The organism is Microcoleus vaginatus FACHB-2002 (assembly GCF_040004035.1).
Classification (GTDB): Bacteria; Cyanobacteriota; Cyanobacteriia; order Cyanobacteriales; family Microcoleaceae; genus Microcoleus; species Microcoleus vaginatus_C.
The window spans coordinates 1-14,014 of record NZ_JAMPLN010000031.1 but is presented as its reverse complement, the minus strand read 5'-3'; the positions used below and the strand labels follow the sequence as shown (position 1 = coordinate 14,014).

Annotated in this window: 12 protein-coding genes; 2 read left to right on the top strand and 10 right to left on the bottom strand. The window is 46.3% G+C overall.

Going from position 1 to position 14,014, the window contains the following annotated elements:
* Positions 1 to 4 precede the first annotated feature (4 nt).
* From NDI35_RS22410 to NDI35_RS22365, 10 genes are all read right to left on the bottom strand, one after another.
* Entirely contained in the window at positions 5 to 169 is a 165-nt protein-coding gene (locus tag NDI35_RS22410) for a DUF5989 family protein (protein WP_006634651.1), read from the bottom strand.
* Positions 170 to 577, bottom strand: coding sequence for an SxtJ family membrane protein (locus NDI35_RS22405; RefSeq protein ID WP_445314649.1), 408 nt, complete (start codon positions 575 to 577; stop codon positions 170 to 172). It abuts the gene before it with no gap.
* A gap of 93 nt (positions 578 to 670) precedes the next feature.
* Entirely contained in the window at positions 671 to 2,647 is a 1,977-nt protein-coding gene (locus NDI35_RS22400; protein ID WP_445314648.1) for a carbamoyltransferase family protein, read from the bottom strand.
* 169 nt (positions 2,648 to 2,816) lie between these two features.
* Positions 2,817 to 3,302 (bottom strand): hypothetical protein, encoded by a 486-nt coding sequence (locus NDI35_RS22395; RefSeq protein ID WP_445314647.1) that lies wholly within the window; start codon positions 3,300 to 3,302, stop codon positions 2,817 to 2,819.
* 237 nt (positions 3,303 to 3,539) lie between these two features.
* Complete coding sequence (locus tag NDI35_RS22390; RefSeq protein ID WP_333098154.1) at positions 3,540 to 4,460, bottom strand: NAD(+) kinase; 921 nt, start codon at positions 4,458 to 4,460, stop codon at positions 3,540 to 3,542.
* Between the two features lie 407 nt (positions 4,461 to 4,867).
* The gene (locus tag NDI35_RS22385; protein ID WP_445314646.1) at positions 4,868 to 6,499 is read right to left on the bottom strand and encodes a hypothetical protein; all 1,632 of its coding nucleotides are present in this window, start codon (positions 6,497 to 6,499) and stop codon (positions 4,868 to 4,870) included.
* A gap of 85 nt (positions 6,500 to 6,584) precedes the next feature.
* Complete coding sequence (cobN, locus tag NDI35_RS22380; protein ID WP_445314645.1) at positions 6,585 to 10,400, bottom strand: cobaltochelatase subunit CobN; 3,816 nt, start codon at positions 10,398 to 10,400, stop codon at positions 6,585 to 6,587.
* Between the two features lie 191 nt (positions 10,401 to 10,591).
* Complete coding sequence (locus NDI35_RS22375) at positions 10,592 to 11,452, bottom strand: EamA family transporter (protein WP_445314644.1); 861 nt, start codon at positions 11,450 to 11,452, stop codon at positions 10,592 to 10,594.
* Positions 11,449 to 12,186, bottom strand: coding sequence for an ABC transporter ATP-binding protein (locus tag NDI35_RS22370; RefSeq protein ID WP_445314643.1), 738 nt, complete (start codon positions 12,184 to 12,186; stop codon positions 11,449 to 11,451). Before NDI35_RS22370 ends, NDI35_RS22375 begins: the two co-directional genes overlap by 4 nt.
* A 166-nt stretch (positions 12,187 to 12,352) precedes the next feature.
* Entirely contained in the window at positions 12,353 to 13,165 is an 813-nt protein-coding gene (locus NDI35_RS22365) for an ABC transporter ATP-binding protein (RefSeq protein ID WP_333149141.1), read from the bottom strand.
* A gap of 30 nt (positions 13,166 to 13,195) precedes the next feature.
* Here NDI35_RS22365 and NDI35_RS22360 point away from each other — a divergent pair, with 30 nt between their 5' ends.
* Both NDI35_RS22360 and NDI35_RS22355 read left to right on the top strand, forming a co-directional pair.
* A complete protein-coding gene (locus tag NDI35_RS22360; RefSeq protein WP_333039059.1) occupies positions 13,196 to 13,459 on the top strand; it encodes a DUF433 domain-containing protein in 264 nt (87 codons plus the stop codon).
* A gap of 50 nt (positions 13,460 to 13,509) precedes the next feature.
* Positions 13,510 to 13,806: a DUF5615 family PIN-like protein gene (locus NDI35_RS22355; protein ID WP_445314687.1), complete on the top strand. Its 297-nt coding sequence runs from the start codon at positions 13,510 to 13,512 to the stop codon at positions 13,804 to 13,806.
* Positions 13,807 to 14,014 lie beyond the last annotated feature (208 nt).

The window sequence follows — 14,014 nt, the reverse complement described above, 5'->3', positions numbered from 1 at the left end:
TATTTCAAAACAGCGTGTAAATAAACGGAGCAATCACAGAACCCTGACTCAATACAATCAAAGCTCCTAAAAAGACTAAAGTCACAATTAACGGCAACATCCAATACTTTTGGCGTTCTTTCATAAACGCCCACAAATCTTTGAGAAAATCTAAAGTTGCTTCAAACACTTAAAAAGGACGCTCCATACTAACTTTTGTTCTTGCTTTACTTGGGATGCGGTAAGTATCCATTTTCGGATTGAGTTTTCGCCGCATTGCATCTTCGCCGAAAATATTTTTGATTACTCCCATCGGCCAAACTATCAGGTAAAAAACTATCCCTAGGATGAGCGGCGTTTGGATTTTGTGGAGGAGCAGTCCAAAGCGCATCCATGCGTGATAAACGGGATTCAGCGATTTTGGCGCAACCAATCCTAGCACGATTAGGACTGCGCCGATTGCCCAGGGCAGCCAAGGTAGAGAATGCCGCCGCAGTAAAGGTACTGCTAAACCGAAGATAACTGCAATCAAGCCACCAATTAGCAGCCCGAAATCGCGCAAGCCTTTTTTGTCGAGTTTTTTAATTTCGTCGCTCATTAGAAATGGGGAATTGGGAATTGGGAATTGGGAATTGGGAATTAGTTATTAGTTACTCGTTCCAACAAATAACTAATAACTAATAACTAAGGACTAATCTAGTTCAAATTCATTTTTCCAAGCATCATCTTGTTTCCAAGGAATTTGTTCTGACTTGGGAAGCAAGTAATTTTCCAAAACCAGATAGTCCATTTCGGTTCGCATGAAACAGCGATAAGCATCTTCTGGAGTGCAAACAATGGGTTCGCCTCGGACGTTGAAAGAAGTATTTACCACAATTGAACAGCCCGATCGCTTTTCAAAATGGCTGATTAAGTCATAGTAGCGAGGATTGGTTTCTTTGTGAACCGTTTGAATGCGAGCCGAGTAATCGACGTGGGTGACAGCCGGAATCTCCGATCGCGGAATGTTGAGCTTTTCAATGCCAAACAACTGCTCTTGTTCGGGAGTCATCGGAATGCGGAGACTCTCTTTGACAGGTGCTACTAATAGCATATAAGGGCTAGAATGGTCAATCTCGAAATAATCCGCAACTCGTTCGGCTAAGATTGACGGAGCAAAAGGTCGAAATGATTCCCGATATTTAATTTTCAGGTTCATCACGGACTGCATTTTAGCACTGCGGGGATCGCCAATGATCGATCGACCGCCCAGAGCCCGCGGCCCAAATTCCATCCGCCCCTGGAACCATCCCACCACATTTCCCTGTTCCAAAATCTCAGCCAACTGCGGCATTAATTCGGCATCGTCCAATCGGTGATAGCTGGCTTTGACAGCATCCAAATATTCGAGAATTTCTGCGTCAGTAAACCTTGGGCCCAAATATGAGCCGCGCATTTGATCGTGACAAGTTAAATGAGCAACCGACTTCGCCACAGTTGCCACCGCTGGGTTTGCAGTGAGAACTTCAGTCCTCTCCTCAACCGCTGCATTTGCAGTGACAAGTTCAGTTTTGAGGGATTCTATACTATTTGCTGTCGAGTGGGCGCTCACAGTGCGAGTTTGTTCGCAATACTGATACCAAATCGCCAAAGCCGCGCCCAAAGCACCGCCAGCATCTCCCGCCGCCGGCTGAATCCAAATATCTTTGAAAATACCTTCCCGCAAGAGTCTGCCGTTAGCAACACAGTTGAGAGCAACGCCGCCGGCCATACAAAGATAATCGACATTCAATTCTTTTTTAACTGTTCTGCAAAGCCGCAAAACAACTTCTTCGGTAACAACTTGAATGGAAGCGGCAATATCCATTTCTCGCTGAGTCAATTTTCCTTCAGCTTGACGCGGCGGCCCTTCAAACAGTTCGTCAAACTTCTTATTTGTCATGGTTAAGCCAACTGTATAGTTGAAATAATCCATGTTCAAACGAAAAGTTCCGTCATCTTTGAGGTCGATTAAATAGTTGAGAATCTTGTCTACATACTTGGGTTCGCCATAAGGTGCTAAACCCATGAGTTTGTATTCACCAGAGTTGACTTTGAAGCCGGTGTAATAGGTGAAAGCTGAATAAAGCAAACCCAAGGAGTGGGGAAAATCTATTTCCCACTGAGGTGTAAGTTGGTTCCCGTCTCCCAACCAAACCGAGGTTGTGGCCCACTCGCCCACGCCGTCGAGGCACAAAACGGCTGCTTTTTCAAAGGGGCTGGGGAAAAATGCCGATGCTGCGTGCGATTGGTGGTGTTCGGTAAATAGCAGAGATGGCAGTTTATTCGTTTTGCAGTTTGCTATTGCTGCCAGATCTCTCTTGAGCATGGTTTTGAGGTAAAGCTTTTCTTTGAGCCATATCGGCATGGCTGTTAGGAAAGAGCGAAAACCTTGGGGTGCGTAGGCTAAATAGGTTTCGAGAAGGCGCTCGAATTTGACTAAAGGTTTGTCGTAAAAGACTATGTGATCGAGTTCCCGCAAATCTATTTTCGCTTCTTTCAAGCAATAAGCGATCGCATTCTTGGGAAATCTGGCGTCGTGTTTTTTGCGGGAAAATCTTTCTTCCTGCGCTGCCGCTATAATTTCTCCGTCGCGAATTAAGGCTGCGGCGCTGTCGTGATAGTACGCCGAGATTCCAAGTATGTTCATTCGTCTCCTCACAAATCGCAATGCGTTTGTATCTGACTATTTAGAATAGCTAACGATTATAGCTGCTTAAGTGCTGATTGGGAATTGAATTTTGCGATCGCCTCTAATTTTACCTGGATCGATGTCGGTGTGCCGTCCGAGGACGATCGGCTGTTAGACAGCATTTAAGCTAGCGCCGGCGTATCCTGCGCCCCCAAGCTCTGAAGTAAGTTACCACCGGGAATTGATAAAATTCACCTACCAACCACAGCACAATGCCTAAATGCGACAAAAAAGCTAAGCCTGTCCAAGCTACGGGCAGCCACGACAACCGGCTGCCGGGAACCGGGGGAAAATAGTAAGCTGAAAGTCCCAGCAAGGTAGTGGGAAGGAAAATTAGACCAATAGCCGCTGCAAAGTAGGGCCATCCGAATTCTACGCCTTCGAGGTGGGCTCCTATCCACTGTTTGCCGTTCCAGTGCCAAGTTACGGGCGGTTGGCGATCGGCCATTTGGAGCGATTGTCTTTCAACGCTTGCGGTATAAATGTGCTGGCAGAAGTTGCAAGCTAGGGCGTCCATGAGCGCTAGGGTGGAAATTTGACCGGTGCGGCACACGGGACAGGGATATGTATCTTGAGGGTTGAAAGGTCGGGTTGATTTTTTGGAAATCTGCATAGATCAGGCTGTCTGTCAAGAGATTGAGCGATCTTAACAAAGTACAGAGATTATGGGTTGGCTGAGGGCGGTTTTTGTATCTAGATTGTTGGTGATTTAACAGGTTTTTTCACGCCTACTCGCCCCTACAGGTTAATGCGGCTTGATATTAGACCTCTCCAATAATTATTATTGTGGAACAGGCATCTTGCCTGTTCAAGACTGGCAATTCTTGCGATGTCTATTGAATGATTCGGATTAATTGCGGTGATTGTTGCTGTAGCGAATTCTGGCTCCTGCCCAGTGAAGTTTTTCCCTCAAAGTGTTGAAATAAGAATAGTTTTCCCGCAAAATGATAAACTGGGCTTCGCAATCTGCCCTCCGCACGTCTACGCGCTGTCCTGGCCAAATTGCAGTACCCAAAATGCCGTCTGTCCACAGTTTGGTACTGAGTTCGTAATCTGCTAAAGGCCAAATGCTGACGACTGAACCGGGCGGCAGGACGATCGCCCGACTAGATAAACTCAAAGGGCAAATCGGAGTAACTGCGATCGCCTCCATTCCCGAGTGCATAATCGGCCCGTTGGCAGATGCAGTGTAGCAAGTCGAACCGGTGGGAGTTGCCACAATTAAACCATCGCCTTGATACTGATCTACTACTTCGCCGTCAACTTCCATTTCTAGAATACAGCTCGGCATTCGATCGGCTGAAGCAGGTTTGACACACATTTCATTTAGTGCCAAAAATCGATCGCTTTGGGGTTCGAGATTGCTTCTGTTTCCCTCAAAAACTGTTGCCTGCAACATCATCCGCTTCTGCACAGCATACCTATCTTCCGAAAGTCTGTCCCAAATTTCCTCAGTATTTTGGAAATCCTCAAAAGACTCGGTTAAAAAACCCAGATGTCCCCCCACATTCGCTGCCAAAATCGGGATGCCATCAGCCGCCAAATTCCGCGCAGCAGCTAGGGCAGTGCCGTCGCCGCCGAGCACCACCGCTAAATCAATTGGGCTGTTACTAGAAGCTAAAAACACTGGATACGGGTTATCTTTCGGGCCACTGGGCCCCATTAAAACCTGACAGCCGCGACTTTCTAATTGGCGGGCACATTGTTCAGCCCACCGCTGGCTGAGGGTATCTCTGGCTTTGTGGGCGATAATTACTTGTTTTAGTTGCACAACCTATCGATTTTAGATTTTAGATTTTGGATTGTTAGATTTTAGAGTGAGCTCACAATCTATCGATTTTGGATTTTGGATTTTGGATTTTGGATTGTTAGATTTTAGAGTGACCTCACAATTTATCGATTTTGGATTTTTGATTGTGAGATTTTAGGCTGAGTGAAATATCTTAAAATGTTCGCTCGCACACATTGGTTTTGGACATCAGGTTAGATTTTAAACTATTTTTGAGCATTGCGAGGCAGAGCCTGTGGAGCTGCGTTACCAGGATCTGCCTGGTAAAAAGAAAGCCGGGAATAAGAAATATTATTATGACTGCATTTCCACATCTTCCTTCTTCCTTCTTCCTGACATCCGTTACATCCGTTACATCCTCCGAAAGCGAATCCGTTGCCGAACTTCCTTCACCCGTCGCTGCGTCTGGATTTGGGCAGTGGCCAGATAATGCTGGAATCGGCCGCGAGTAGGCTAGAAACTGCGCTCGCCCCAAAGCGGTTGAGGTGGCTGGGGTCAACAAAATAGTCATTGCGGCCGGGCCACCGCTGCGAAAAGTCGCGGAAAGCGAAGCCTTTTTGCCGCGAGAGTTGCTGCATTCGCTGCCGGAACTGCTGTTCTGCCCGCAGGCGAGTTCCGTCTAAGTAGTCGTTGGTGAGGGGCAAATTGACGAAAATTAGGGGAATTTTGCGAGCTTTGGTAAATGCTACAACTGAGTTAAAGGCTGCTGCTTGTTTGCCGCCGAGGTTGAAGTTTTCGTAGTCGCGATCGTACTGGCCTGAAACGTAAGCGCGTTCTCGATAATAAGTGTTGGGATTGTACTTGCCCGACATAGCCATGAATCCGTTGGAGTCGATCGAATCTGCCAATTGGTTGACGTGTCTGAGGGCTACTGTTGTGCGTCGTGAGACTGGAATCAATTGTGCTTTTTGATTTGCTGCATCCGCTGCGATCGGTTTTAACTCATATCTTGCAGCATTTGAGGCAACGGGCAAGATGCCCGTTCCACTGGAGAGGAATTTGATTGGGGGGTGGGTGTCTTGCCCGCCTGCAGCATTCTCAGCAACGGGCAAGATGCCCGTTCCACTCCACGGTCGATCGATAGAGGTAAATGCTTTGCGGAAATTGTTGTTAGCGCAGGGCTGCGGGAATCTGTAACACAGCGGAATCTCGTTGGGTTCATCGGATAGCAGTTCGGGGCGAATGCCTGCTGCTAAAAGTTGGCTGCCTTCAGAATCGACGATCGAATTAAAAGTGCGATCGTCTCGGCCGCTGTTAAATGCCCGCACACCGTCTGCCCAGATAATCATTTGAGGCAAATGACCGGGCTTCAAAAGCCGCCGCAGTTGAAAGTCAACTACTTGTGCAGTTGCACCGTTGACTGAAAAGTTAAATACTTTTAAGCCCGGACGGCCCCTTTGGGCCAAAGATTGTTTTAGCTGTTTGGGATCGACGCCCTGCAATGCGCGGGAACTCCCGACAATCAAAACATCTGGTGGGCCGACTGCAGCAACGTAGGATAGGTAAAGTTGTAGTTGTTCGTTTAGCAAATCGCTGCTGAAGCTGACTGTACTGGCTTGCGCTCTGGTTGCGCTCGCTTGCTGCTGGGAATAAACCAGGTTTCTCATGTACTCGATTACTTTTTTCTCCGCAAACGCCCGTCTGGGACTGCCGGGGGGAACCGCTTGCATCCAGGCGACGGCCTGCACCCACAGGGCGGCTACTTCGTCCCAGTCTTGTTTTGAATTGGCTGATTGAGCCAAATTAGAAGCTTGGGTGGCAAAGTTAATTGACTCCGTGAAGGCATCGTTTTGCGGGCAAGAGGGAAGGCTGAGGGATTTTCTGGTTTTGTTGCGGTTTTGAGCTAACAGAGACGTTGGGGACTGCGCTAGGACTGCGGATTCGTCGATCGAACCCGATGGCGCTGCGGTGTTGGGCGGCTTCGTTGACGAACATCCCAAAGTTACGGCTAATACAGCGGCTGCGGCGCAGGTACGTTTGAGGATGCTGGTGCTGATGCTAGCAATGTAGCGACGAATCATAAAGCTTTCAGCGATCGCGAAACATTACTAGATATTACCGCAAGCGGCCATTCGTCGGCAGCCGCGATGGTGACGTTTTGAGTATTTATGTATGGGATTCAATGACTGCTTCGGCTTGCAGGGCGATCGACCTCAATTTATCCAATGTATCCGGGTTCGCACTCTGCCACAACCCCCGCTGACGAGCTTCTAGCAATCTTTCTGCCATATCTCGCAGTGCCCAAGGATTGTTTTCTTGAATAAATGTCTGCACTTTCTCATCAAAAATATAAGCCTCTGCGATTCCTTGATACATAAAATCCTCTACACAATTTGCCGTAGCATCGTAAGCAAACAAAAAATCAACAGTTGCTGCAATTTCAAAAGCACCTTTATAACCGTGTCGCATCGCACCTTCTATCCATTTGGGATTCACAGCCCTGCTGCGATAAACCCGCGCAATTTCTTCTCGCAGTTGCCGCACTTTCGGATTCTCAGGAATTGAATTATCTCCAAAATAAGTTTCAGGATTTTTGCCTCGCAAATTGCGGATTGCGGCCGTCATTCCCCCTTGAAATTGATAATAATCATCCGAGTCGAGGATGTCGTGTTCCCGGTTGTCTTGGTTTTGCAGAACTATTTGCATTTGGCCGAGGCGTTGTTCAAATGCTTCGGGTGCAGAACATCCCCATTCACTCTGTTTAACTCCTGCTACATCTCCCGGCAAATTTGAGGAACTAGAGGAGGTATAGGCGTAACTGCTCCAATTAATGTAAGCTTTTGCTAAATCGCTGTCGTCTGTCCAGTTTTGAGCTTCAATTATGCCTTGAAGTCCTGCGCCGTAAGCACCTGGTTTTGAGCCAAAGACTCGAAATTGCGATCGCCCTTGCGCCTCTTCTCGACTCAAACCTGTAGATTCCCAATACTGAATCTCGGCTTGAACTTGTGCGGCTAAGGGGTTATTTTCTGCCGATTCGTCTAAATCGGCCACAGCTTTTACCGCACTGTCAAACAAATCAATTAAATTAAAAAAAGCATCGCGGAAAAAGCCAGAAATTCGCAAAGTAACATCTACGCGCGGCCGTCCCAAAACAGAAACTGGCAAGATTTCAAAATCTACAACCCGGCGCGAAGGCCCATCCCAAACTGGTTGAACTCCTATCAGCGCCAAGGCTTCGGCGATATCGTCTCCCCCCGTCCGCATGGTGGATGTTCCCCACACTGACAAACCCAAAGTTTTTGGATATTCGCCGTTTTCTTGGGTGTATCTTTCGATTAAAGTTTCAGCAGCAACTCTGCCAACTCTCCAGGCGGTTTCTGTGGGAATGGCGCGGATATCTACTGAGTAAAAATTCCGACCGGTGGGCAATACATCTGGTCTGCCGCGGGTGGGCGCGCCGGATGCGCCGCTTGGTATGTGCCGCCCATCTAGCCCGCGCAAAAGGTTGGTAATTTCTTGGTTTGTTTGGAGGATTGAAGGTAAAAGATAGTTGTTTATCCAGTCTAGTTCTTGTTTTGTTGCTTCTCCTATTTGAATATTTTTAACCGCAGATGAACGCGGATTAACGCGGATGTTTTCGATTAAGTTATCTACTAATTCAGCGGCTTTGTCTTCGAGTTCTGCTGTTAAATCGCCTGCTGTGCGGTGGTGAATTATCGACGTTGGATCGCAGGTTAAGGGGTCGAAATCGTAGCCTGAGTCTTCTGCTAGGGCGCGGGTTAAGCCCGATCGCCCGTTGGTGGGATGGCGGGCGATCGCAATTATCAAATCTCTCAACTGTCTACCTTCGGGACACTGCCCGAAAATGTGCAGTCCGTCGCGGATTTGGGATTCTTTGAGTTCGCAAAGATAGCCGTCTGTGCGGGTGATAAATTCTGTAAATTCCGATTTATTTAGTTGTATTCCTAAGTCTTTGTCTAAGTTTTCTTTGTTGGTGAGGGCGAGAATGCGATCGCGAATCATGGGCAATCTGGACGGATCTAAACTTTGGGCTTCGCAATACTCATCAATTAAGGTTTCCAACTGCTGCAAAGGCCCGTAGAGTTCGGCGCGAGTCATCGGCGGTGTCAGGTGGTCGATAATCACAGCTTGCGATCGTCTTTTTGCTTGGGAACCTTCCCCCGGATCGTTGACAATGAAGGGATAAAAATTCGGCATCGCGCCTAATGCCACTTCTGGATAACATTTGTTAGACAATGCTATACTTTTACCGGGAAGCCATTCTAAATTGCCGTGTTTTCCGGCATGAATTATCGCATCAATTTCCAACTTTTCTCGCAACCAATAATAGTAAGCTAGATAATTGTGGGTAGGTTCTAAGTCTGGGGCGTGATAATTTAACGCGGGGTCAAGTTCGTATCCCCGCGATGGTTGAATTCCTACAAATACATTACCAAACTGAATTCCCGGAATCGGAAAAGACCTATTGTTACTTATAAAATCTTGTGCATAGCTTCCCGGAAGCCCCCATCTTTTACAAATCCCATCTTGCACTTCCTGCGGCAAATTAGCAAAATATTCTTCATATTCTGTCAAATCCAAAGATTGATGAACAGGGCGCAATTCGCGTCCTTCCGGGTCATTTGTTACGCCAGAAGTCAGGAGCTCAATTAACTCGTTGCCACTAGCGGGGATGTTTTCAATTTGATAGCCAGCTTGCTGCATAGCTTTGAGGATTTCGACACAGCTAGCGGGCGTATCTAAGCCGACGCCGTTGGCTAAGCGGGCGTTGCGAGTGGGGTAATTTGCTAGAATTATGGCGATGCGTCTGCTAGCGGCTGGGGTTTGTTTCATCTTCACCCAATTGGCGGTTAAATCTGCTACAAATGAAATGCGATCGCCCGCTGCTACATAGCCTACTACATCTGTTTCTAATTCGCTGTTCCAAGTCTGTACCGCTTTAAAAGAAACAGCCCTAGTAATGATTTTTCCGTCTACTTCCGGCAATGCTACATTCATCGCCACATCGCGGGGCGAAAGTCCCTGAAGTTCCGTTTCCCACTGGTCCAAACCGCCACCGCTGAAGATTGCTTGCAATACGGGAACGTCTAAGGATTTTAAGCTGTTTTGTTCCGGTTCTTGACTGCTGAAACCGGAGACGGCAAAACTTGTGGTGTTGAGCAATAATTGAATTGGTTCTGATTCTTTGGGCTGGAAATATTCCAGCAATTCTATTTGCAAATCGGCTTCCCGCAGAGAAGACACAAAGACGGGAACAGGGACTAAGTTTCGCTCTGCTAGAGCTTTACAAAGTGCATCAATTGGTGCTAAGTTTCCTGATAAGTAATGAGCACGATAAAATAAAATTCCGACTTTAGATTTAGAAGTAATGTCCCCCTGTCCGCAAGTTGGGGACGATTCAATTTGCTTTTTCCAATCATAAATTCCGACGCGGGAAACTGTTTGAGGTAGGGGCGGATTATAAGCAGTTTTTAGGCAAGTATCGGCGGCAAGTTTTAGTGCGTTAACAAAGTTTTGGACTCCGCCTTCTGTAAAGTAGCGCCACAGTTGATTGACTGCTGACAGCGATACATTTGAATGGCTGATTAAATCAGGATCGGGACTGTCTTCTCCCGGCATTACAATCAGTGATGCGTTAGTTTTCTGCACTGTTTCCCGCAGAATTTCTAACCCGTAAGACCAATAAGAACGCCCTCCTAACAGTCTTAAGATTATCACATCTGCGCGTTCTAAAACTTCCTCTGCATAAGTATCAATTGTTAGTTGTTGCTGCAACTGAAGCAGGTTTACTGCGCGCAGTTTGGGGAATTTTGCAGGCATTTTGGATGCGGCGGCGGCGAGTGTTTGAATGTCGGTGTCAGCAGCACTAATAAATACTATTGGTGCTGGGGTTTGCTGAATAAAAATTACTCCTTCTGCTTGAGGATTCCAACCTCCGGGTGTGGCAGCTATTTTGTGCATTAATTTTTTTTATCTTAATAAATAGTGAGAGAAAGTGCGATCGCCTTGAGTATAACATGACTTATACATCAATAGAGGCTAGGGCTTGTTTCCCACCCAGACATCCCCGCCCAACCGAGAGAGGGCGAGCACGGGGGCACCGCCCCTACATTCGGGCAGAGAACGAGCGTCAAAGTCCCCGAAATCTCAACCTATAAACTGATAAATAAAACTCCCAAAATCATGATCCCGGCCCCTAAGAATCTTTGTTGAATATCTTTTTCCTTAAAAATGAAATGACCGAACAATACACCCATTAACACGCTAGTACGCTTAATCGCTATCACTTGGACTACGAAAGCTAATGTCAAAGCTTGCATTTGAAAAATTATTCCAATAGCATTGATAAACCCCATAGCCGCTAGCATTGGTAATTGTTTGAAAATTTGTCGCCCTGGATTTGGGGTTTTGTGCAATAAAACTGGCAGTAGCAAAACACTCATGGTACCAAACAAAGAGAATACCCAAAAAATAGGGTGGGAATTTGTAACTCCTATTTTGTCAAAATTTGCGGCAATACTCCATAGTACTGCGACGATTAACATCAACTTGGGTCCGGGTTCATCCAGCAGTGCTTTGAATGGGGCTAAATATCCTTTAGATTTCTCTTTGATATTTAATAAATAAGAGCCTGCTACGATTAGTAAAATGCCAATATAATCAAAAAATTTGGGATATTCACCGACAATTAACGGTGAAGTTACCAACATGAATAATGGTGTCAAAGCTACCATCGGTAGTGTCAGGGATAAATCTGATAGTTTGATGGCTTTGATGTAGAGGAGGGCTGTGACAGCGTTGATGCTACCTCCGATTAATAGGGCGAGCCAAAATTGAGAGTTTAATGGCGGAATTCCTGTATATAATACCCAGGGAAGCAAACAGATGACTGAAAAAAATGAGAGAGACCAAGCGACGACATATTCGTCACTTTTTTTGAGGTTTTGTTTGCCAAAAACGTCTTTGACGGCTTCAAAGAAAGCGGTCAAGATTCCAAAAATTAACCAAGTCAACCTAAATATGCGCTCCTGACTCGCTCGTCGTTTAGCAAATCCGCTCCAATACCTGTGAGAGTAATATTACCAGCTTCTAGCACGTAACCCCGATCGGCAATTTGCAGTGCTAAACTGGCGTTTTGTTCCACTAAAAGGATTGTAACGCCCGTGGAGCGCAGATTTTGAATAATTGCAAAAATTTCTTTGACGATCGCAGGTGCTAAGCCTAAACTAGGCTCATCTAATAATAGCAGCTTCGGGCGACTCATCAGAGCGCGGGCGATCGCCAGCATTTGCTGTTCCCCGCCGCTGAGGGTTCCTGCTAGCTGGCGGCGCCTTTCTGCTAGGCGGGGAAATATCTCAAATTGGCGCTCTAAATCGGCTTTTACTGCCGCCGAGTCCGATCGAATATAGGCACCCAATTCCAAGTTAGTCAACACCGTTTGCTTGGCCAAAACCCGCCGCCCTTCTGGACTGTGGGCGATTCCCAATTTCACAACTTCGTGAGCTTGGCGGCGGCTAATATCGCGCCCGCTATAAATAATTTGTCCTTGTCGCAAATTAACTATTTTAGAAATCGCTCTCAGGGTGGTACTTTTGCCTGCACCGTTGGCACCGATGAGACTGATAACCTCCCCGGCATTAATTGTGAGATTAATATTTTGTATGGCTTGAATTCCGCCATAATTTACAGAAACATTTTTGAGTTCTAAGAGGATGTTTTGGGTGGTTTTGGGTGGACTCTGTTGCATTTTTTGTAACTTGATTTTTGATAACAAAACTGTCTCTTTTCCAGCAGCCAGGGGTTTCAACCCCTGGCTCATAGCTGAAGTCCTCCTAAGAGGACTAGAATATTCATTTAAGGCTAACTATTAATTTTACTCGTTCCCCGCCAGAGCAGGGAAACATTTACAATTTCTACGTTTCATCTCCCAAATAAGCCTCAATCACCGCCGGGTCATTCCTCACAACAGCAGGTTCTCCCAAAGCAATAAGCTGACCGAAATGCAAGACGGCAATTCGATCGCACAACCCCATAACTAGCGGTACATGATGCTCGATCAATATTACAGTTAAATTGAATTGTTGGCGTACTTCTCGGATAAATTCGCTTAATTTGTGCTTTTCACTGGGATTCATCCCTGCTGCAGGTTCATCTAACAAGAGTATTTGCGGTTCTAAGGCTAAAGCGCGGGCAATTTCTAAGCGCCTCTGGTCGCCGTAGGCCAAGTTTTTGGCTTGTTCGCCCGCGCGATCGCCCAATCCGACTAAATCCAACAATTCTAAGGCTTTTCGCTGGGTTTTGCGTTCCATTGCGTTAGATGCTGGCAAGCCGAAAATCCCCGCCAGCACCGATAAAACTGGATTGCCCGATCGACTGTGGATGTGTCGGGCGATCGCCACATTTTCCACAGCAGAAAGTTCCCCAAACAACCGGATATTTTGAAAAGTTCGGGCAATACCTTTATTAGCAATTTGATAAGGCTTCAATTGGGAAATATTTTCATTTTGATAAATCAGGTTGCCACTAGAAGCAGGTATCAGTCCAGTCATTAGATTAAATAGAGTTGTCTTGCCCGCGCCGTTAGGGCCGATCAATCCAAAGATTTCGTGTTTTTCAACTGTAAAAGATACGTTGTTTACAGCAATTAAACCACCAAAACGACGAGTTAATCCTTTGGCTGCTAAAACAGGATTGCTTGTTGAGAGGGTAAGGGGTTCGGAAATCATCAAATATGATAAAATAGTGATTATCTAATTATGCCTCAAATTATGGATGCTCAAAAACTCTTAGAACGAATCACAGTAAATCCCAAAATATTTAACGGAAAACCCATTATTCGGGGTCGCCGTCTTGCAGTTGAGCATATTCTAGGAATGTTAGCTGCAGGCGACACTCCTGAAACGATTCTCGAAGGCTATCCCTGGCTAGAAAGAGAAGATATTCAGGCTTGTCTAGTTTATGCTCACCGACTGGTTAGTCACGAGCGTATCGAACCTCTCTTGGCCGAAGCTGGCAAATGAAAATTCTTTTGGATACTTGTGTTTAGGGCGGCTCCCGCCAACAACTCGAAATCGCGGGACATGATGCAATATGGACGGGAGATTGGCCAGAAGATCCGGGCGACGAAGAGATTCTTTCTCGTGCATATAATGATGGTCGTATTCTAGTAACCTTAGACAAAGATTTTGGCGAACTTGCAATAGTCCGAGGCGTACCTCACTGCGGGATTATCCGTTTAGTTAATCTAGCGGCGAGACAGCAAGCAGAAGTTGGCTTGCAGGCGATCGCACTTCACGGACAAGAACTCCAATCAGGTGCTATTATCACTGCGGAATTAGGTCGATTGAGAATCCGAAATCCGGGATAATGAGGATAGACCCATGCGAGAAATCCGATGCAATACTTGCGGCAGCAACCGCTATGAGGAACGTAGAATCAATTACCTTTACAGCCATCAAGGTACAGGGTAAGCTCATCTAATTTGGTATAAATTGTACTTGACAAAAAGGGCAAGATATAAAAGAGCATCCTGTCAAGAGCGGTTCTTTGAACCCATTTGAGATATTGTGACGCTC